This window comes from Clostridium weizhouense (genome assembly GCF_019431045.1).
In the GTDB taxonomy this organism is placed as follows: Bacteria; Bacillota; Clostridia; order Clostridiales; family Clostridiaceae; genus Clostridium; species Clostridium weizhouense.
The window spans coordinates 183,707-204,308 of the sequence record NZ_JAHXPT010000004.1; the positions used below are offsets into that span (position 1 = coordinate 183,707).

20 protein-coding genes and 1 pseudogene are annotated in these 20,602 nt (G+C 27.8%); 2 read left to right on the forward strand and 19 right to left on the reverse strand.

Annotated elements, in window-relative coordinates; genetic code table 11:
• Positions 1–16 precede the first annotated feature (16 nt).
• The 3 genes from KYD98_RS07085 to KYD98_RS07095 form a co-directional block, all read right to left on the reverse strand.
• Positions 17–241: an acyl carrier protein gene (locus KYD98_RS07085; protein ID WP_219778910.1), complete on the reverse strand. Its 225-nt coding sequence runs from the start codon at positions 239–241 to the stop codon at positions 17–19.
• Between the two features lie 75 nt (positions 242–316).
• On the reverse strand, positions 317–1,285 hold the full coding sequence (locus KYD98_RS07090; protein ID WP_219778911.1) for a beta-ketoacyl-ACP synthase III: 969 nt from the start codon (positions 1,283–1,285) through the stop codon (positions 317–319).
• Positions 1,286–1,299: 14 nt separating this feature from the next.
• Positions 1,300–1,749, reverse strand: coding sequence for a MarR family winged helix-turn-helix transcriptional regulator (locus KYD98_RS07095; protein WP_219778912.1), 450 nt, complete (start codon positions 1,747–1,749; stop codon positions 1,300–1,302).
• Positions 1,750–1,996: 247 nt separating this feature from the next.
• Between KYD98_RS07095 and KYD98_RS07100 the strand changes: the two genes are divergently transcribed.
• Positions 1,997–2,644 (forward strand): hypothetical protein, encoded by a 648-nt coding sequence (locus tag KYD98_RS07100; protein WP_219778913.1) that lies wholly within the window; start codon positions 1,997–1,999, stop codon positions 2,642–2,644.
• Between the two features lie 63 nt (positions 2,645–2,707).
• Here the strand turns inward: KYD98_RS07100 and KYD98_RS07105 are convergent, their stop codons facing one another.
• From KYD98_RS07105 to KYD98_RS18500, 7 genes and pseudogenes are all read right to left on the reverse strand, one after another.
• On the reverse strand, positions 2,708–3,211 hold the full coding sequence (locus KYD98_RS07105) for a flavin reductase (RefSeq protein WP_219778914.1): 504 nt from the start codon (positions 3,209–3,211) through the stop codon (positions 2,708–2,710).
• Positions 3,212–3,261: 50 nt separating this feature from the next.
• Positions 3,262–3,759: a GNAT family N-acetyltransferase gene (locus KYD98_RS07110; protein WP_219778915.1), complete on the reverse strand. Its 498-nt coding sequence runs from the start codon at positions 3,757–3,759 to the stop codon at positions 3,262–3,264.
• Between the two features lie 44 nt (positions 3,760–3,803).
• Positions 3,804–4,721, reverse strand: coding sequence for a tetratricopeptide repeat protein (locus tag KYD98_RS07115; protein WP_219778916.1), 918 nt, complete (start codon positions 4,719–4,721; stop codon positions 3,804–3,806).
• Between the two features lie 234 nt (positions 4,722–4,955).
• Positions 4,956–5,273, reverse strand: a complete 318-nt coding sequence (locus KYD98_RS07120; protein WP_219778917.1) for a heavy metal-binding domain-containing protein — start codon at positions 5,271–5,273, stop codon at positions 4,956–4,958.
• 261 nt (positions 5,274–5,534) lie between these two features.
• Entirely contained in the window at positions 5,535–5,969 is a 435-nt protein-coding gene (locus tag KYD98_RS07125; RefSeq protein WP_219778918.1) for a MarR family winged helix-turn-helix transcriptional regulator, read from the reverse strand.
• Between the two features lie 30 nt (positions 5,970–5,999).
• Complete coding sequence (locus tag KYD98_RS07130) at positions 6,000–6,929, reverse strand: 2-dehydropantoate 2-reductase (RefSeq protein ID WP_219778919.1); 930 nt, start codon at positions 6,927–6,929, stop codon at positions 6,000–6,002.
• A 31-nt stretch (positions 6,930–6,960) separates the two neighbouring features.
• Positions 6,961–7,071, reverse strand: a pseudogene (locus KYD98_RS18500) (PTS sugar transporter subunit IIC); the annotation flags it as partial.
• 611 nt (positions 7,072–7,682) lie between these two features.
• Between KYD98_RS18500 and KYD98_RS07135 the strand changes: the two are divergent.
• Positions 7,683–8,147: a hypothetical protein gene (locus KYD98_RS07135; protein WP_219778920.1), complete on the forward strand. Its 465-nt coding sequence runs from the start codon at positions 7,683–7,685 to the stop codon at positions 8,145–8,147.
• Between the two features lie 167 nt (positions 8,148–8,314).
• Here the strand turns inward: KYD98_RS07135 and KYD98_RS07140 are convergent, their stop codons facing one another.
• The 9 genes from KYD98_RS07140 to KYD98_RS07180 all read right to left on the reverse strand — a co-directional run bounded on the left by KYD98_RS07140 (position 8,315) and on the right by KYD98_RS07180 (position 20,389).
• Positions 8,315–8,917 carry a TraR/DksA C4-type zinc finger protein gene (locus KYD98_RS07140; RefSeq protein ID WP_219778921.1) on the reverse strand — a complete coding sequence of 201 codons (603 nt, stop codon included), beginning with the start codon at positions 8,915–8,917 and terminating at the stop codon, positions 8,315–8,317.
• 142 nt (positions 8,918–9,059) lie between these two features.
• Positions 9,060–10,310, reverse strand: coding sequence for a phosphoribosylamine--glycine ligase (gene purD / locus KYD98_RS07145; RefSeq protein ID WP_219778922.1), 1,251 nt, complete (start codon positions 10,308–10,310; stop codon positions 9,060–9,062).
• Positions 10,311–10,462: 152 nt separating this feature from the next.
• Positions 10,463–11,968, reverse strand: a complete 1,506-nt coding sequence (purH, locus tag KYD98_RS07150) for a bifunctional phosphoribosylaminoimidazolecarboxamide formyltransferase/IMP cyclohydrolase (protein ID WP_219778923.1) — start codon at positions 11,966–11,968, stop codon at positions 10,463–10,465.
• Between the two features lie 14 nt (positions 11,969–11,982).
• On the reverse strand, positions 11,983–12,594 hold the full coding sequence (purN, locus tag KYD98_RS07155) for a phosphoribosylglycinamide formyltransferase (protein ID WP_219778924.1): 612 nt from the start codon (positions 12,592–12,594) through the stop codon (positions 11,983–11,985).
• Positions 12,582–13,583 (reverse strand): phosphoribosylformylglycinamidine cyclo-ligase, encoded by a 1,002-nt coding sequence (gene purM, locus KYD98_RS07160; RefSeq protein ID WP_219778925.1) that lies wholly within the window; start codon positions 13,581–13,583, stop codon positions 12,582–12,584. The genes purN and purM overlap by 13 nt, the downstream gene beginning before the upstream one ends.
• Before the next feature lie 9 nt (positions 13,584–13,592).
• Positions 13,593–15,020: an amidophosphoribosyltransferase gene (gene purF, locus KYD98_RS07165; protein WP_219778926.1), complete on the reverse strand. Its 1,428-nt coding sequence runs from the start codon at positions 15,018–15,020 to the stop codon at positions 13,593–13,595.
• Between the two features lie 94 nt (positions 15,021–15,114).
• Complete coding sequence (purC, locus tag KYD98_RS07170) at positions 15,115–15,822, reverse strand: phosphoribosylaminoimidazolesuccinocarboxamide synthase (RefSeq protein WP_219778927.1); 708 nt, start codon at positions 15,820–15,822, stop codon at positions 15,115–15,117.
• On the reverse strand, positions 15,822–16,301 hold the full coding sequence (purE, locus tag KYD98_RS07175) for a 5-(carboxyamino)imidazole ribonucleotide mutase (RefSeq protein ID WP_219778928.1): 480 nt from the start codon (positions 16,299–16,301) through the stop codon (positions 15,822–15,824). Before purE ends, purC begins: the two co-directional genes overlap by 1 nt.
• A gap of 341 nt (positions 16,302–16,642) precedes the next feature.
• Positions 16,643–20,389 (reverse strand): phosphoribosylformylglycinamidine synthase, encoded by a 3,747-nt coding sequence (locus KYD98_RS07180; protein ID WP_219778929.1) that lies wholly within the window; start codon positions 20,387–20,389, stop codon positions 16,643–16,645.
• Positions 20,390–20,602: the final 213 nt, after the last annotated feature.

The window sequence follows — 20,602 nt, forward strand, 5'->3', positions numbered from 1 at the left end:
TTTTATTTTTTTATAATTAGTTGTTTGTATGTTTTTCTACATATGCAACTGCATCTCTTAAGCTCTTTAAATTCTCAACTTCTTCTATTTGAATATCATATTTTTCCTCTAATTCAATTACAACTTGGAATAAGTCTAAAGAATCAGCTCCTAATTCTTCAAATGTTGTATCTAAAGTTATTCCATCGCTTTCTGCTCCTAATTGTTCACATATTACATCTCTAATTTCTTCAAATAACATATTATTTTCCTCCTAAAATTTCCTTATATCTTATCTATTTAAATTTTAATTTTATAACTTTTTTATTTTAATAAATTACCATTCTAGTAATGTAGCTCCATAACTTAAGCCTCCACCAAAAGCAACTAAAAGTATTTTATCTCCATCATTTAACATATTTTTTTCATACATTTCATTTAATGCTAATGGTACAGACGCTGATGATGTATTACCCACTTTATCTAAGTTTAAATAAAATTTATTTATATCTAAATTTAATTTTCTAGCAACATAATCTAAGATTCTTACATTAGCTTGATGTGGTACTATATATTTTATATCCTCTAACGAAACATCTGTATTTTCTAGTACTCCATCAATCGCTTTAATAATTGCTGATGTAGCAAATTTAAAAACTTCTCTTCCATTCATTTCTACATATTGTTTAGTTTCAGATTTTTCCTTAGTAAATGGAGTATTAAATTCTAATGCTCCTATAGTTAAAGAATCTCCTTTTTTACCCTCTGTTTTTAAGTATGAATTTATTATTCCTTTTTTTTCATCATTTACAAGTACAGCAGCACCTGCTCCATCACCAAATAATATACAAGTTGATCTATCAGTCCAATCAACAACTTTTGAAAGTGTTTCTGCACCAATAACTAATGCATTTTTATAATTTAATGATTTCATTAATGAATTTGCAGTTTCTAATGCATATACAAAACCTGAACAGGCAACATTTATATCAAATGCTGCTGCATTATCAGCATTCAATTCTTTTTGAACTAAACATGCTACTGATGGCATAAACATATCTGGAGTAATTGTTGCTACAATTATTAAATCTAAATCTTCTCCTTTAATTCCAGCTCTTTTAAGGGCAACACTAGATGCTTTTATAGCAATTTGTGATGTATTTTCACCTTCAGATATTCTTCTCTCTTTTATACCTGTTCTTTCTACTATCCACTCATCATTCGTAGTAACAAATTCACTAATTCTATCATTAGTTACTACTAATTTTGGTAAATATGCCCCTATTCCCCCTATTTTAATGTTCATAACATTCTCCTTAATTATTCTAATTTATATTTTTCTTTTAAAAACTTATTTATTTTGCTTAATGATGAAGTTAATATCTCTTCTTCATTTGGATTTAATCCTTCTATTGAACTAGTAACCATATCTTCATGAAATTTTTCATGTAATCTATAAGCAAGTTTTCCCCTTTTAGTCAAACTAATTAAAACCACTCTTCTATCTTCTTCTATCCTATTTCTTTCAACATATCCTTTTTTTATAAGTTTATTAATTGCTGTGGTTAAAGTTCCAACAGTTATTTTCAAGTCTTGAGCTACTTCAGACATAGTTCTTTTAGTATACATTCCTATTGCTTCAATTGTATGTATTTCAGTAATTGAAAGATCTGATATTACACCTTCTCTCAATGTATGTTCTTCTATTTGTAAAATATCATTAAACAATTGTACTAAAAGTTCATTAACCACCTTTTTAGATTTTTCCATTTGTATTTTCCTCCAGTTAAAGCATTGATAGAATTTTACCCCAAGCCTTAATAATTTATACAATCAAATATTTTGATAATCAAAATATACTACAATCAAATTAAGTTGTCAATCTTTACTTTTGACAAAATTTAATAAATAAGCGTAATATTATACCCAAATCTTTTATTTGGTATGCATTTATGCTATAATTATTACAATATTTTAAACTGATTAATTATTTTTACATAAGAAGGAGGACAAATAAATGAATAAAAAATTGATTTTAACTATAGTATTAACATTAAGTATCTTTTTAATAGGATGTTCTTCAAACTCAACTTCTAATCCTACAAATGATAACAATACAAATAATACTACAGTAGAAAATTCAAACAATACAGATAAAAATGTTGCTAATAATAAGGAAACTAAACCTGTTGAAACTCCTAAAGAGGATAAACAAGAAAAAGAGAAATTTTCTATATATACAATGGATGCTGATAACATGAGCATTAAAGAAATTTCAAATATTGAATTATCTAAAGACTTAAGTTTAGAAAATAAACTTAAAGAGTTATCAAAAAATCTTTCCGAAAAAGTTTTTGAAGGATTACCAATTGAAGTTAAATCTATTGATAATGTAGATGGTAAAAAAATTGCTACTATTAATTTAGAAGAAAATGCTACAAATAAAAATGTTACTTCTAACGCTGATTTAAAGAAACCTAATTGGGCAACAAATAAATTACAAGGTTCTACTGGTGGAGAAATTTCAGAATCTAGCTTATTAGAAACATTCCTTCAAGTAAAATATAAAGGTGAATGGATTGATGGAGTTAAATTTTTATATAAAAATGAACCAATCGAATTTGAACATACACCTAATTTATCAGGAATTCAATATAGAAAATAATATAAAAGGAGAATCTTTTAAAGATTCTCCTTTTATATTAGACTGTATATTATCACTTATCTTCTATTTTGTATAATCTTCTACGATCTCACCAAAGTATAATACATGTTTTGATTCCCCCACACCATAAAACTTTTGTTTTATTTCTTCATCAAGAGTATCAAAGTCCATGCTTTGTTTAAACATTATTTTACATTCATAATATTTATTACATCCATCAACTATAGGTGTTTTTACTTTTTTGCCAGGTATAAATTTAATATTACCTTCCTTCTCTTTATCTATATCTCTACCTGATTTTGTTCCACATATAGCTAACTCTTCTTTCATAGTTCCATCATAAGGAACACTTACTGTATAGCTCTCTCCAGAATCTAAGAATTCTTTAGTATATCTTGTTTCTCTAACTAAAGCCATAAATATAGGTCTTCTCCAAATATATCCTATTGTTCCCCAACTTATAGTCATAGTATTAGCTTTTTTTTCATCTCCAGCCGTTAAAAATGCTCCTGTCTTATAAAGATTATCCATTGATATTTCTAATCCATCTGTAAAAGTATCTTTCATATTTATACCTCCCAATTATTCTTATATATTACTAAAAAATATTTATTATTTTATTTCCCAACCATTTTACTTCTTCTTTCCATAACTACTACATCATGCCAAATACCATCTTTCATTTTTCCTGCTTTTTCCCAATATCCAACCTTTCTAAACCCACAATTACTATGTAAATTTATACTTGCTTCATTTGTTGAAATTATTAAAGATTGAAGAGACCAGATTTCTTCCTTTTCTGATTCTTCTATAACACTATTTAATAATTTTCTTCCAATTCCATTCCCTTTATAACCTTCTTTAATATATATACTTAATTCTAAAAATCCATTATATACTTCTCTTGCAAAAATCTTAGATAGTGCTACCCATCCTAGTATTTTTTTATCACTTTTAGCAATTAATCTACAGGTTTTTATATGCGCTTCATCCCATTCATTGTATGATGGAACTTCTGTTTGAAATGTTGAAATTCCAGTTTTTATTCCTTCATTATATATATTCATCATTTCATTAAAATCTTCTTTTTTCATTTTATTAATTATAATATCCATTGCCCCTCCAAATAATAAAAATTAACTTATTGCTTATTTATATACTAATCAAATAAATCTTTATATTCTTTTAAATTTCTTATAGTATCTAGTTCTTTATCTTCTTTCATATATTCCAAAAATAAATCATTTAATTCTATGCTTTTTTGTACATCTTTTAAAGCTTTAAATTCTTCTCCTATATTAACATAAAAACAAGCTCTATTATAATACAAAAAACCTTCATCTGGATTTTCTTTTATTCCTTGATTTATTATATTTATTGCACTAATAAAATCATTATCTTCTCTATAAATAACAGCTAAATTTAAAAAACTATAAGGATAGTTAGAATTACTTAATATAGATTTTTTATAATATCTTATACATTCTTCTTTTCTATTTAATTTATTTAATATTACCCCTTTATTAAACAATATCCTATAATGATATGAATCAATTTCTAAAGCTTTATTAATATATCTTAATGCTTCTTCATTTTTATCTAATTCTTCTAAAATACATGCTATATTAGCATATCCCCATGAATCCTTTGGATTTAATTCAATAGATTTGTTATAATACTCTATTGCTTTATATTTCTCACCTAATTCATCATATATATTAGCTAAGAAAAAATATGCCCTATCATAAGAAGGATCTTTTTGTATAGCCTTTTTATAATACTTCTTAGCATTTTCTAAGTCTCCCCACTCATCATATATTGTCCCTAAACCATAATAAGCTCTTGAATCATTTTTATCTAAATTTATTACTTCAAAATATTTTTCTTTTGCTTCACTCTTAAGGCCTATTTCATCACATAACAATGCCATGTCAAGCAAAAATTCTATATCTTTTTTTCCTATATTTAATGAATATGCTTTTTTATAAAATTTAAGAGCTTTTAATAAGTTTCTTTCACTTTTTAAATTTCTAGCCATATTTAAATAATTATTATATAAATAATTTTTATTTTCCATTCAAAATTCATCCTTACTAAAAGTTTTCTAATAACTAAATAAGTATATCACTAAAAAAATTAAAAATAAAATGCTTTTATAATAATTTATTTCCTTATTATAAAAGCATTCATTATAATATTTATATTATTTTTTCTTTATTTTTTGTCTATACACTTAATAATACTATACTTATTATTATACTTAATGTATAAATTTATTATATAAGTATTACAAATAAATCACTTATTTATACTATTCCTCAACAATTACTGCTGTACCGTATGCAACCATTTCAGCTGCTCCTTGAGCTATTGATGAAGACATAAGTCTTACTCCAATTATAGCATTTGCCCCTTTTTCAGTAGCTTCATCTATCATTCTTCCTATTGCTATTTGTCTTGCCTCTGTAAGCATTTCATTATAACCATTCATTTCTCCACCAACAATGTTTTTAAATCCTGCCATTAAATCTTTCCCAATATTTTTACATCTGACAGTACTACCTTTTACAAGACCTTTTATATCACATATATTTTTCCCTGGTACATTGTCTGTTGTTAATATTAACATTTAATATTCCCCCTAACATAGATTTATTTATACAGATTTATTTATACAAATTTATTATACCCAATATTTACACATATAATTACTTAAAATTTTAAATTTTCTGTCTAATTAAAATACTATCATTTATATAGTGAATAAAAAAATAGAGAACAAATTTTGCTCTCTATAGTTATTTATATGTATTAATTTTATTTGGTGCACACTTTATCTAAATTTAATCTTAGTTTATAATATTATATACAATTTCTAAATTTAGTATTATTAAATATTATTTTGTTTAGACTCCAATATTTTGGCAGACTGATTTGTTATCTCTGTTAACAAATTATATTCTTCTCCTAATATTTCTCTATAACGATTATGTAATTTCAATCTATACTTTTGTATATTTTCTTGAATTTTTTCACCATCATTAGTTAAATATATATGTGATAATTTACCTTCTGTTTTTCTCTCAACTAAATCATTTATAACCAATTTATCTATAAGTCTAGTTATTGTGGATGGCTTTAAATGTAGTTCTTCACTTAATTCTTTTTGTGTTATTCCAGATTTAAACTTTACACCAAGAAGAATATATACATATGTAGGAGACAATCCTAATGGTTTCAATTCATCTTCAGCTATTTTAGCTGCTATCTTCTTTAATCTAGTTGCAGTGAAAAATAAACATTCGCAGAAACTTTGTTCAAGCATTATGTCCTCCATTCTAAATTTAATCATTATCTATTTAACAAGTAGCTGCTCCTTGGCATGAACCATTGTTGTAAATAAATCATTGTATTGTGTATTTATATTAAATTCTTTTCCTTTTCTAGATACATATCCGTTTATATAATCAATTTCTGTAAGACGGTGATTTTGAATTAAATCTTGGTGCATTGAAGGATAATGTTCTCCCGCTTGACTTGGATCATATATTGCTTCTATTCCATTTGCAACTTTTTCAACATCTAACTCTACTCCATATTTAGTAGCAACATCTGAAAATTCTTTTATTATATTACGGATAAGTTGAGGTGCTTGTTTTAATTCTCCAAACTCTTTGATATTACAATCTAGAATTGTACAACAACTATTTAAAGTTCCATTTACACAAGCTTTACGCCATATTGAAAAGATAACATCTTCACTATAATGCGCTTTTAATCCTGCTTTATTTAATACATCACAAATTTCTTTTGCTTCTACTTCCATACTTGGATCAATGTTTTGTACTTCTAAACTTCCATCTCCTGATAATACAACATGTCCAGGTCCAGCTAATCCTGCTGTCCATAAAGTTACTCCCATAAGTATATTTTTGCTATCAACATATTTTTCAAGAGTTTCATTATGACCTAGTCCATTTAATAAACATAATACTTTAGTATTTTTTCCCAAAATATTTTTCACAGATTTTAGCATAGCCTCTAATCCCATTGATTTTGTAAATAAAATTGCTAAATCCGGAATTTCTACAGCATCTCCTGGTAACATTGCTGGTATTTTTACTTTTTTAATTTGTCCATTTTCTTCTACTATCAATCCTTGATTATTTATGTTATTAACATGATCCTTCCACCCATCTATTAAAAAAACTTCATTTCCAGTTTCATGTAACATATATCCATAACGTGAGCCCATAGCTCCAGCTCCAACAATTGCAATTTTCATTTTAATCCACTCTCCTCTTTTGCATCTATTACAAATTAAATAAATAACAACCTACTCCACTTAAGATAGCATTTCCAATAATAGGTACTGCTATTATTGGATATTTAACTAAATTTGGCATCATTATTTTTATAGCTCTTAATTTAAAGTTACGTGTTAGATAAATTACTAGTAATTCATTAAGGTTTAGTTATATTAATTTAAATATTAGTATATAATCTCTCATTTGTATGTACAACTAACTTAGCGAAAGTAAATATATCATATTTAAAAACAAATTTCAACAAATCTAAATTACAAAATTTTTAAAAATAACAATTTGTTATATAAATCAACAATAATTAAGATATGTTTATAGATAATTTTTAAAAATTTCTCAATAAAATTTTATATTTAAATAAAAAAATGTAAAATTATAATTTATTTCTATAATAATCTATCTTTAACTTTGATAATTTAACTATTACTATTGTTTAAAATTAATAAAATACTATTATCTTAATTTTATTAATTTCATTACTATTAGAACAGATTTTGATATTTTGTTCTTTTAATATTAATAATTATATTATTTTAGATATATTTATTAATATTATGGTTAATATTATGGTTAATATTAGATTAACAAGAAAAAAGTATATTAATTTATAAAAAATATAAAGAAATGTAAAGAAAAACCGATAATAAATTGTTTTTATATTAAATTGACATTATAAATAATAAATTTCAAAAAACAAGTTCGGAGGAAATGCAATGAAAAACTGGAAAGTAGAAGTTGATGGAATAAGTCATACTGTAGAATATAAGAAAGGATTTAGAAATAAAGTTATTATAGATGGTGAAGTACAAAAATTAAAATCATCTAGTTCTATAACTAATTTAATTGACTATGAAATATGTTTTGGTGATACAAAATGTAATTTAGTTGTAATAGGAAAAGAAGTTGATTTAGCTGTAAATGGAGTATATCTAAATAAAGGAACTAAATATGAACCCGTAAGTGCTTTACCTTCTTGGGTATTAGTACTTTCAGCTATAAATATACTAGGAGGATTGCTTTTAACAGGGGTATTAGGTATGTGTATAGGATCACTATTCAGTATGCTATATATACAAGCTTCACACAAAAAGAAAAAAGGTGCTGTTATAATGTGGTTTATCCTTAGCTGTATTTTACAAGTAATACTAGCATTTGGAATAGTAGCAATGCTTAGTTAAGCTATACATTAAAAATAACTAATAAATACCTTAAAGCTAAAGGGATTAATTATTTAGTTCTCTTTAGCTTTAAGTATTATTACATTTATTTATTTTAGAATATATAACTTTTTAAAAACTTATAATTTAATATTGTTTTAATTTTATAAATGAAGTTACAATATAATTTAATCAGGTAATTGATCCTTATATTGCTGATTACTTATTTTTTCTATCTCATCAACATCATCATCTTCATTATAATATTCTTCTATATTATTAATTTTATTAAAAAGTTCTACTGCTTGATAACTATCTTCTGCATCAAACTCTATATTATCTCCTTTATAATGCGTAAATCCATATCCCAATGGTTTAAGTACACTTTCTTCTACTACTCTCTGATTTGAATTAAAGTTTTTCACTGTACTAAGAGTATTTTGACATTCAATACAATTTTCTGCATAAGGCAATGCATCTAACCTTTCTTTTTGTATATCCTTGCCGCATTTTTTACACTTTCCATAACTTCCTTGATTAATTGATTTTAATGCTTCATTTATCTTACCTAACATTGATGCTTCATTCGCTTCAAGTGCTCTGCCCATCTCAACTTCAAAGGTTTCAGTAGCTATATCAGCAGGATGATTATCATAAAATGATAATTCACTAGCAACCTCAGTATTATATTTAGTCATTTCATTAATATTTAGTTGATCAATAAGACCAGTAACTCTTTTTTTTTCTTCATTAAGTTTATCTTTATAATATGTAAGTTGTTCTCTATTCATATAAATCCTCCTTTCAAAATTAATACTCAGTTATATTCTTTCAAATGTAATCATTTTTATAACATCTTATTATATAATTAACAAATATTAAATCACAAAAAATAGTAGCCTAATTAAAAGCTACTATTTTTTATAATTAAAATTATTCATAAATTCCTATATCTTTTCTATAATAAGCATTTTTAAATGTAACATCTTTAATATTTGAGTAAGCATCTTCTCTAGCTTCTTCTAAATTCTTACCAGTTCCAATTACAGATAATACTCTTCCACCGTTAGTTTTTAAAATATTATCTTCCAATTTAGCTCCTGCTAAAAATACTTTATCTTTTACCTTTTCATCTATTTGTATTTCATAACCTTTAGTAAATTTTCCTGGATATCCATTTGAAGCTAAAACTACATTTATACATACCTCATTATTCCATTTTATTTCTATATTGGCTAGTTCCTCACTTAAAGCTGCTTGAATAACTTCTAAGAGATCACTTTCCATTAAATAAAGTACTGATTGTGTTTCTGGATCTCCCATTCTAACATTATATTCTAGAAGATATGTTCCTTTTTTAGTAATCATAAGACCAAAAAATATGATTCCTTTAAAGTCAAATGCTTCTTCTCTAATACCAATTAAAGTTTTATTCATTATATTTTCTTTAAAATCTTCTAAAATTTCTTCAGTCACATATGGATTTGGCGCTAAGACTCCCATGCCTCCTGTATTAGGCCCTTTTCCACCATCAAAGATTTGTTTGTGGTCTTTGGCTGATATAAATGGAATTATTGTCTTTCCATCAGTTATTGATAGTATTGATGCCTCAACACCTTCTAAAAATTCTTCAATTACTATTTTTTGTCCTGCTCCATTAAATATATCATCTAACATATATGAGTTTACTGCTTTAACTGCATCTTCTTTAGTTTCACATATAGCTACACCTTTACCAGCTGCTAATCCATCAACTTTAATTACTGTTGGATAAGAACACTTTTCTAAATATTTTAACGCCTCTTCTGCATTATTAAATATTTCATATTCAGCAGTTTTAACTCCATATTTTTTCATAAACGCTTTAGAAAAGCTTTTACTACCTTCAAGCATTGCTCCATTTTGTGCTGGTCCAAATATCTTTAATCCTTCTTGTTGAAACTTATTAACAATTCCTTTTGTTAAAGGTTCTTCCGGACCCACTATTGTGATATCTATAATTTCTTTTTTGGCAAAATTAATTAATTCTTCTATATCCGTCACATTTATATTTTCACATTTATCTTCTATTGCAGTTCCACCATTACCAGGTGCTACAAATATCTTTTCTACTTTTGGACTTTTTGCAAGCTTCCATGCTAGTGCATGTTCTCTACCACCTGAACCAATTAAAAGTAATTTCATATATGTTTCCTCCCAAAATTCAAAAGTTAGATATTTAATTTATGCTATGTTTTAACTGAATGCTGATATTTTAGTATAAGGGTGAACTAGCATGCAAATTTCTCTGTCTATGAGCTTTATACTACAATATCAACACGGTTTTTAAACATAGTTTAATGCTTAAAGTGTCTAAGCCCTGTAAACACCATTGCAATTCCATGTTCATTACAAGCATCTATTGATTCTTGATCTCTCATAGAACCACCTGGTTGAATTATTGCTTTAATTCCAGCTTTAGCAGCTTTATCAACTACATCTCTAAATGGGAAAAATGCATCTGATGCAAGTATTGTAGCACCCTTACCTCTTCTTAAAGCATCTTCTGTTGGCCAAATTCTATTAACTTGACCTCCTCCTATTCCAAGTGCTATTCCATCCTTAGCAACAACTATAGCATTAGATTTAACATATTTGACCACTTTCATTCCAAATAATAAATCTTCCATTTCCTCTTCAGTAGGTTTAACTTCAGTTACAACTTTTATTTCATCAACTAATTTATTATCCTCTTGTTGTACTAGCATTGCTCCATCAACTGTAACCATGTACTTCTCTGACTTTGGAATACTATTAAATTTAAGAACTCTTAAGTTCTTTTTAGTTTTTAATACTTCTAAAGCATCTTCATCATAACCTGGAGCTGCTATAACCTCTAAGAAAATTTTAACCATTTCCTCTGCTGTTTTCTTATCTACCATTCTATTAAATGCAACTATTCCTCCAAATATAGAAGTTGGATCAACTTCATACGCTTTCATATATGCCTCATAAGCATCTTTTCCTATAGCCACGCCACAAGGAGTATTATGTTTTAATGCACAACATGATGGTTTATCAAATTCATTTGCACACTTCCAAGCTATATCAACATCTTTAAAGTTATTATAAGACAACTCTTTACCATTTAATGTATCAAAAGTATTCATAGCACCGTCAAGCATTGTTGAAGAATAAACAGCTGCACTTTGATGGGAATTTTCACCATATCTTAATCCTTGCATTTTCTTATATGAAACTGAAAGATATTCAGGATACTCTTCTTCATCTTCTAATAAAAAGTTTGAAATAGCTCCATCATAAGCACTCATAAGATTAAATACTTTACCAGCTAATTTTTTCTTAGTCTTTAAAGAGGCTTCTCCATTTTCTTTTATTTCATGCATCACTATCTTATAGTCATTCTTATCTGAAATCACAACAACATCTTGAAAATTCTTAGCAGCAGCTCTAAGCATTGTAGGACCACCAATATCTATAAATTCAACCTTCTCTTCAAATTCTAAATCTTCCTTAACTTTTTTAAAGAAGGGATAAAGATTTACAATTACATAATCTATTGTATGAATTTCTTTTTCCTTTAAAGTATTCATATGTTCTTTATTATCTCTTATAGCAAGTATTCCTGCATGTACTAATGGATGAAGTGTCTTAACCCTTCCATCTAACATTTCCGGGAAATTAGTAACTTCATTTATTTCAATTACATTTACTCCATTTTCTTTTAAATATCTATATGTTCCTCCTGTTGATACTATCTCAACATCATTAGAAACTAAAAATTTAGCAAAATCTAAAACTCCATCTTTATCAAATACACTTATTAAAGCTCTCTTTTTCACTAGAAGACCTCCCATTATTTAATTATCTTAGCTTTTCCATCTATAAATTCAATCTTATTTTCACTAATTAATTTAATTGCTTTAGGTAAAATAATATGTTCTTTTTCTAATACCCTTTTTTGAAGAGTTTTTGAATCATCATCAAAATAAACTGGAACAACCTCTTGAAGAAGTATTGCTCCACCATCAACTTCTGAATTTACAAAATGTACTGTACATCCTGAAAATTTCACTCCACTCTTAATTACTGCTTCATGAACTTTTAGCCCATACATGCCAGGTCCACAAAAAGATGGAATTAATGATGGATGTATATTTATTATCTTATTATTAAATTCTTCTAAAATTTTCCCTTCCAAAATTGATAAAAATCCTGCAAGTACTATTAAGTTAACTTTTCCTTTTGTTAACTCTAAAATCTTATCCGAAAATTTTTCTCCATATGTCTTTTTATTAACAACAAAAGTATCTATATTATGTTTTTTAGCTCTTTCAAATCCATAAATATCTTCTCTGCTTCCAATAACCATTTCAATTTTACAATTAATTTGTTTACTTTCAATTGCATCTATTATCGATTGAAGATTAGTTCCTCCTCCAGAAATTAAAACTGCTATTTTAAACAAACACCCTCACCTCCAGAGGTTACATAACCTATTTCATAAGCTTTTTCTCCCATTTCTATTAAAGTTTTTATAATAGGCTGAGCATCCTCTTCTTTAACGGCAAGTACAAATCCAATTCCCATATTAAAAGTATTATACATATGCTCTCTATCTACACCTTTTTCAATGATTTTTTCAAATATAGCTGGTAATGGATAAGAACCTTTATTTATTACAGCTGTAAAATCTCCTCCATTAAACATTCTTGGAACATTTTCAATAAATCCTCCACCTGTAATATGAGACATTCCTTTAATATCAAAATTCTCTAAAAGTTTAAGTATTGGTTTAACATATATTTTAGTTGGAGTAATTAATGTTTTCCAAACTTCCTCTCCATTAAATTCTTCATTTAAATCTGGGAAGATTTTTCTTATTAATGAATATCCATTAGAATGTATTCCTGAAGAAGCAATACCAATTAATTTATCTCCTTCTTTAATAGTTTTTCCATTAATAATCTTATCTTTATCAACAATACCAACTGCAAAACCTGCCATATCATATTCCCCTTCATCATAAAAACCTGGCATTTCTGCAGTTTCTCCTCCTATTAATGCACTTTCCGCTTGAATACAACCATCAGCTATACCTTTAACTAAATCAGAAGCAACTTCTGCTTCTAGTTTTCCACATGCAATATAGTCTAAGAAAAATAATGGTTTTGCCCCATGACATAGAATGTCATTAACACACATAGCAACACAATCAATTCCAACTGTATCATACTTTTTATTCTTAAATGCTATTTCAAGCTTAGTTCCAACTCCATCTGTTCCTGAAACAAGTACTGGTTTTTCATATCCAGATGGAAGTTCAACCATTCCAGCAAAACTTCCAAGACCATTTAAAACATATTTACTCATAGTTTTAGCTGCATACTCTTTTATTAGTTTAACTGATTTGTATCCTTCTTCTATGTTAACTCCAGCTTCTTTGTAAGTAATCATTTATTAATCCTACCTTTCAAGATCTTTTGATATTTCTATTGGTGTAGCTACTGGATAAACTCCATTAAAACACCCCATACAAAATCCTTTTTTACCTTCACAACTTCTATAAATTCCTTCTTCACTTAAATATCCTAAATAATCTGCTCCAATCATATCTTTTATTTCTTCTACTGTATTAGTTGAAGCGATAAGTTCACTTCTATACGGAGTATCAATTCCAAAATAACAAGGATATTTTACACTTGGAGAAGCGATTAAAAAACTAACTTCTTTAACTCCAGCTTTTCTTAATGATTCAACTAAATGTTTTGATGTCGTACCTCTTACAATTGAATCATCTATTAGTATTACTCTTTTACCTTGAAGATTTACCTTTAATGGATTTAATTTTACTGCAACTGCTCTCTCTCTTATTTCTTGAGATGGTGATATAAATGTTCTTCCAACATATCTATTTTTAATAAATCCTGTGTCATAAGGAATTCCTGATGCTTTTGCATATCCTATTGCTGCTGGTATTCCCGAATCTGGAACAGCAATAACTAAATCTGCATCTATTGGATGTTCCCTAAATAATTCTTCTCCAGCTCTTACTCTTGTTGTGTGTACTTCTAATCCATCAATTCTTGAATCTGGTCTTGCAAAATAAATATATTCAAATGCACAAGTTTGACATTGAGTGTTTTCAGAGTACCTATATGAATTTATTCCTTTATCATCTATTACAACAATTTCACCTGGTTCTATATCCCTTATAAATTCAGCGCCTATTGCATCTAAAGCACAACTTTCAGAAGTTAATATATATCCTTCTTCAATTTTCCCCAAAGAAAGTGGTCTAATTCCGTGTGGATCCCTTGCTCCTATCAATTTATTTTTTGACATAATAACTAGTGCAAATGATCCTCTTATAGCTTGCATTGCATCTACTACTGCTTTTGCAATCCCCTTTTTAGCACTTCTTGCTATAAGGCAAGCTATTACTTCAGAATCACTTGAAGTATGAAATATATGCCCCGCATCTTCAAGTAATTCCTTTATTACATCATCATTTACTAAATTTCCATTATGAGCCATAGCTATTGAACCTACTTTTGAAGTACTCAATATTGGCTGAGCATTTTCTATTCCTTTGCCCCCTGCTGTGGAATATCTAACATGCCCTATAGCAATATTTCCCTTTAATCTTTTTAAATCCTCTTCTTCAAATGCTTCTGTAATTAACCCTAAACCTTTGTGTATATCAATTTCTTTTCCATCAGCTACTGCTATTCCTGCACTTTCTTGCCCTCTATGTTGTAGTGCATAAAGTCCATAGTAAGTCATAGATGCAACATCTATAGGTAAATTTGCATAAACACCAAAAACTCCACATTCATCTTTAAATTTATCCATACTCGGATCCAGTATTAATTCAAAAATTGGATTACTCATATACACAATCCTTTCATACTTGATTTTTATTAAGCACATGCAAATAAATAATAAGTCCAAAGTTACAATAGACTTGTTATTTTTTGATTGTGCCTTATTTAGAAATTCTCTTTAGTATTTCAACATATGCATCTTTAACATTACCTAAATCTCTTCTAAATCTGTCTTTATCTAGTTTTTCTCCTGTAGTTGCATCCCAAAATCTACAAGTATCTGGTGAAATTTCATCAGCTAAAACTATTGTTCCATCTTCACATTTACCAAATTCAAGTTTAAAATCAATTAAATTTATATTTTGTAATAAGAACACTTCTTTTAATATATCATTTATTTTTGCTGTCATTTTAAGAATTGTATCTATTTCTTCAAATGTAGCTGCACCAATTGCTACAGCATGATAACTATTTATTAGTGGATCTCCTAATTCATCATCTTTATAAGAAAATTCAAATACTGTAGTTTTAAGCTTAAACCCTTCCTCAAGGCCTAATCTTTTTGCCATACTTCCAGCTGCTATATTTCTTACAATTACTTCAAGTGGAATTATTTCTACTTTTTTGCATAATTGCTCTCTATCACTTAATTTTTTAATAAAGTGAGTCTCTATACCTTTCTTTTCTAGCAATTCGAATAAAATTGAAGTAATCTCATTATTCATAACACCTTTATCTTCAATTTGACCCTTTTTCTCTCCATTAAATGCTGTTGCATCATCTTTGTAATATACTATTACCTCATCTGATTTATCAGTTGCATAAATTTGTTTAGCTTTTCCTTCATATAACATTTGTAATTTTTCCATTATAATTCTACCCCTTCCCCATTTTCCTCTATAAACTTTTTCTTCATATTTAATCTAAAGTCAATTAATTTATCTTTTAACTTTTCATCTTTAAGTGCTAACATTTGTAGTGCCAACATTCCAGCATTATAGCTATTATTTATTCCAACTGTTGCTACTGGAATTGCTTTAGGCATTTGTACTATTGAATATAATGAATCTAATCCTTGAATAGCTGCATTAATAGGAACTCCTATTACAGGAAGTATTGTTTTTGATGCAATTACTCCTGGTAAATGTGCTGCAAGTCCTGCTCCTGCAATTATTACTTCACATCCATCTTTTTCAACTTTTTCTAATGTTTCTTCTAACTTTTCTGGTACTCTATGAGCTGAAAGAATAAATGCTTTATAATCTACATTAAATTCTTTTAATGCATTTGCTGCTCCTCTCATTACCTCTGTATCAGATTTACTTCCAAAAAATATTGCTACTCTCATTAATCAACCTCCTAAATTTACACCTTAAATTCTTAAATTCTTAAATTCTTAAATTCTTAAATTCTTAAATTCTTAAATTCTTAAATTCTTAAATTCTTAAATTCTGGACATTTTATCATTCTTTATTAGCTAATGTCTAAAAATTTTCAATTTTTATTTATAAAACTTAATTTATATTCTTCTACTAAATAAATCATTCCCAGAAAACCATAAATTTAAATTTCCTACTTACTCCACTCATATCCGTTAGCTGAGTAAGTAACTCATAACAAAATCATAGATTGCACTGTGTGAAAGTTCTGCTAACCAAATATAAAATTTAGAGAATCACTTTTGATTCGCTACTTAAAGTAATTAACTCCTGATTTAAATATTTTTTGATCAAAGTCTCCTGGTATATTTTTGTATAGATTTTCTCCTATTCTTTCTGAATGAGCCATTTTACCTAATACTCTTCCATCAGGGCTTGTTATACCTTCTATACCATACATTGATCCATTTGGATTAAACGGCATATTCATAGCAACCTCTCCATCAAAGTCAACATATTGAGTTGCCACTTGCCCATTTTCTATCAACTCTTTAATTAATTTTTCCGGTGCAACAAATCGTCCTTCGCCATGTGAAATTGCTACTGAATGAATATCACCTAAATTCGCTTCACTAAACCATGGTGATTTCTTTGAAACAACCTTTGTGTTAATTATTGAAGACATGTGTCTATTTATATTGTTATAAGTTAATGTTGCCATATCTTCTTTAATATCTACTATCTCTCCATAAGGTACTAATCCTAATTTAATTAAAGCTTGAAAGCCATTACAAATACCTAACATTAATCCATCTTTATTTTTTAATAATTCCATAACAGCTTCTTTAATCTTTTCATTTCTAAATACTGTTGCTATAAATTTTCCTGATCCATCTGGTTCATCACCTGCTGAGAATCCTCCTGGAATCATAATTATTTGAGATTTATTTATTTCATTTTTAAGATTTTCTATTGATTCCACTAAAGCTTCTTTTGTAATATTTCTAAATACTACTTCTGATACTTCAGCTCCTTCATTTTCAAAAGCCTTCTTGCAATCATACTCACAATTATTTCCCGGGAAAATTGGAATAACAACTCTAGGTTTACTAATTTTAATAACTGGAGAACTATATACATTTTTATCATACAATGATGTTTTTATTTTTTCTAAAACATCATTAGTCTTAATTTTAAATACACCATTTAATTTTTTCTCATAAACTTCTTCTAAAATTTCTATTGATAATCTAAAATCAAATTCTTTTGAAACTATAACTAAATCTTCTATTGTTTTACCTACTTCTTTATAAAAACAATCCTTAAATTCTTCACTAATATTTACATTTGATTTTACTTCTAATAATATACTTCCATAACTAAGTCCAAATAATTCTTCTTCACTTAGATTTTTAAATTCAACACCTATTTTATTTCCAAATGTCATTTTGGTAATGGCTTCTGAAACTCCTCCAAATTTAATAGTACACGCGGAAATTACTTTTTCCTCTCCTATTAATTTATAAAGAACTTCTAAATTACTTTTAAACTTATCTATGTTAATAGTTTTATCTTCTAACTCTTCAGTTTTAAGTAAAACTAATTTTGAACCTACTTCTTTAAATTCAGGCGATATAATTTTACTTGCTTTTTCAACCCCAACAGCAAATGAAATTAACGTTGGAGGAACATCCAAATCTCCAAAACTTCCTGACATAGAGTCCTTGCCCCCAATTGCAGGAATTTCAAGTTGCATTTGAGCTTCATAAGCTCCAAGCAATGCAGCAAAAGGTTTGCCCCATCTTGTTTCATCCTTACCTAGTCTTTCGAAATATTCTTGAAATGTTAATCTTGCCCTTTTATAATTTCCACCCATAGCTGAAAGTTTTGCGATTGATTCTATTACTGAGTAATAAGCCATATGATATTGACTCCAAGTACCTAAGTTTGGATTAAATCCAAATGTCATTAATGTTGCATCCTTGCTTTCTCCACCAAGCACTGGAATTTTCGCTGCCATTCCTTCTGCTGGTGTATTGGCATATTTTCCTCCAAATGGCATTAGTACTGTTCCAGCGCCAATTGTTGAATCAAATCTTTCAACTAAGCCTTTTTGAGATGTTACATTTAATTTTTTCAAATTATTAATCCACTCATCTTTAACATTCACATTAGATATCTTATATGGATATTCACATGGTGCTTTAACCTTAACATTTGTTTTTTGAGTTGCTCCATTTGTGTCTAAAAAGCTTCTCTTTAAATCAACAATGTTTTTACCTCTCCAATACATTCTTAACCTATCAGTATCAGTAACATTTGCTACTAAAGTTGCCTCTAAATTCTCTTCATTTGAAAGTTTTATAAATTCATTTGCATTTTCTTTTTTTACAACTACTGCCATTCTTTCTTGTGATTCTGATACTGAAAGTTCTGTTCCATCTAATCCCTCATACTTTTTAGGAACTTTATCTAAATCTATATCTAATCCTCTACAAAGTTCTCCGATAGCAACTGAGACTCCACCTGCACCAAAATCATTACATCTTTTAATCATTTTAGCTACTTTAGGATTTCTAAATAATCTTTGAATTTTTCTTTCAGTAGGTGCATTACCCTTTTGAACTTCTGCACCACATTCATTTATTGAGTCTACAGTATGTTCCTTAGAAGAGCCTGTTGCACCACCAACTCCGTCTCTTCCAGTTCTACCACCTAATAGTATTATTGCATCTCCAAGTTCTGGTTCTTCACGTACAACATTTTCTTTTGGTGCTGCTGCAATAACGGCCCCAACTTCCATTCTTTTTGCCGCATAATTTGGATGATAAATCTCTTGAACTTGACCTGTTGCAAGACCAATTTGATTTCCATATGAACTATATCCATGTGCTGCACCTAAAGTTATAGTTCTTTGAGGAAGCTTTCCTTCTAATGTTTTTTCTATTGGAAGAGTTGGGTCAGCAGCCCCACTAACTCTCATTGCTTGATATACATAAGTTCTTCCTGATAGTGGATCTCTTATAGCACCACCTAAACAAGTTGCTGCACCTCCAAAGGGTTCTATTTCTGTTGGATGATTGTGTGTTTCATTCTTAAACATCACTAAGTAATCTTCCATACCTTTATCTGTTTCAATTTTTACATTAATTGAACAAGCATTTATTTCTTCTGATACATCTAAATCATCAAGCTTTCCTCTTTTTCTTAATTCCTTCATTGCAATAACTGCAATATCCATAAGAGTTTTTTCTTTTTCTTTCTCTCCATATACATACTCTCTTGATTTTATGTATTTTTCATAACTTCTTTTAATTGGTTTTGTGTATTTGTTTTCTTCTATTTCTATATCATTTAATATTGTTGAGAATGTTGTATGTCTGCAATGATCTGACCAATAAGTATCTATAACTTTAATTTCAGTAATTGATGGATTTCTTTTCTCCTTATTAAAATAATCTTTAATCATAACAAGGTCATCTATACTCATCGCAAGTCCTTGTTTACTATGAAATTCCTTCAATTCCTCTAGATTCTTACTAATAAATCCATTTAAGATTTGAATATCTTTAGGTGTGTTTGAAGTTGATGATATATCTTTGCTATTTATATCCACTTCTCTTGAATCAACAGGATTTATATAATATTTTTTTATCTTATCAATTTCTTCTTTTGTAATATTTCCTTTTAATATAACTATTTTTGCAGATTTAACTTCTACCTTATCCTTTGCAGTTAAAAGTGATATACACTCTGATGCCGAATCTGCTCTTTGATCATATTGTCCTGGTAAAAACTCTACACCAAAAGCTATTTCTTCATCATTAATTTTTAATTCTGATTCATACACATTATCTACTGTTAATTCTGAAAAGATAGTATGAAGTGCTTTTTTGTAATTATCTTCACTTATATCTGAAATAATATATTTATTTATAAGCCTTACTTTTTCTAAACTCTCTATACTTAAATTTTCTTTAAAGTCTCTTAATAAGCTTTTAGCTTCTACATCAAATCCATCTTTCTTTTCAACGAATATATTTTTAATATTTAACATTACAATTCCTCCAAAAATTATTAATTTAGCCTTCAAATTATCTTTTCCCGAACTTTACAATTTATTTCAATAATAATTTTCGTGTTTATGGTTTAAGATTAGCATTAAATACGTACATTGTCAACTAACAAAATATAATTTCTTTATAATATTGGTTTATTTACGAATATTATACACCTATGATTATCTATTAGTTCGCCTTTATATGTTTTA

Coding starts and splice junctions, on each gene's coding strand:
- KYD98_RS07085 (WP_219778910.1), bottom strand. CDS start 241: ATGTTATTTGAAGAAATTAGAGATGTAATATGTGAACAATTAGGAGCA.
- KYD98_RS07090 (WP_219778911.1), bottom strand. CDS start 1,285: ATGAACATTAAAATAGGGGGAATAGGGGCATATTTACCAAAATTAGTA.
- KYD98_RS07095 (WP_219778912.1), bottom strand. CDS start 1,749: ATGGAAAAATCTAAAAAGGTGGTTAATGAACTTTTAGTACAATTGTTT.
- KYD98_RS07100 (WP_219778913.1), top strand. CDS start 1,997: ATGAATAAAAAATTGATTTTAACTATAGTATTAACATTAAGTATCTTT.
- KYD98_RS07105 (WP_219778914.1), bottom strand. CDS start 3,211: ATGAAAGATACTTTTACAGATGGATTAGAAATATCAATGGATAATCTT.
- KYD98_RS07110 (WP_219778915.1), bottom strand. CDS start 3,759: ATGGATATTATAATTAATAAAATGAAAAAAGAAGATTTTAATGAAATG.
- KYD98_RS07115 (WP_219778916.1), bottom strand. CDS start 4,721: ATGGAAAATAAAAATTATTTATATAATAATTATTTAAATATGGCTAGA.
- KYD98_RS07120 (WP_219778917.1), bottom strand. CDS start 5,273: ATGTTAATATTAACAACAGACAATGTACCAGGGAAAAATATATGTGAT.
- KYD98_RS07125 (WP_219778918.1), bottom strand. CDS start 5,969: ATGCTTGAACAAAGTTTCTGCGAATGTTTATTTTTCACTGCAACTAGA.
- KYD98_RS07130 (WP_219778919.1), bottom strand. CDS start 6,929: ATGAAAATTGCAATTGTTGGAGCTGGAGCTATGGGCTCACGTTATGGA.
- KYD98_RS07135 (WP_219778920.1), top strand. CDS start 7,683: ATGAAAAACTGGAAAGTAGAAGTTGATGGAATAAGTCATACTGTAGAA.
- KYD98_RS07140 (WP_219778921.1), bottom strand. CDS start 8,917: ATGAATAGAGAACAACTTACATATTATAAAGATAAACTTAATGAAGAA.
- purD (WP_219778922.1), bottom strand. CDS start 10,310: ATGAAATTACTTTTAATTGGTTCAGGTGGTAGAGAACATGCACTAGCA.
- purM (WP_219778925.1), bottom strand. CDS start 13,583: ATGATTACTTACAAAGAAGCTGGAGTTAACATAGAAGAAGGATACAAA.
- purF (WP_219778926.1), bottom strand. CDS start 15,020: ATGAGTAATCCAATTTTTGAATTAATACTGGATCCGAGTATGGATAAA.
- purC (WP_219778927.1), bottom strand. CDS start 15,822: ATGGAAAAATTACAAATGTTATATGAAGGAAAAGCTAAACAAATTTAT.
- purE (WP_219778928.1), bottom strand. CDS start 16,301: ATGAGAGTAGCAATATTTTTTGGAAGTAAATCTGATACAGAGGTAATG.
- KYD98_RS07180 (WP_219778929.1), bottom strand. CDS start 20,389: ATGTTAAATATTAAAAATATATTCGTTGAAAAGAAAGATGGATTTGAT.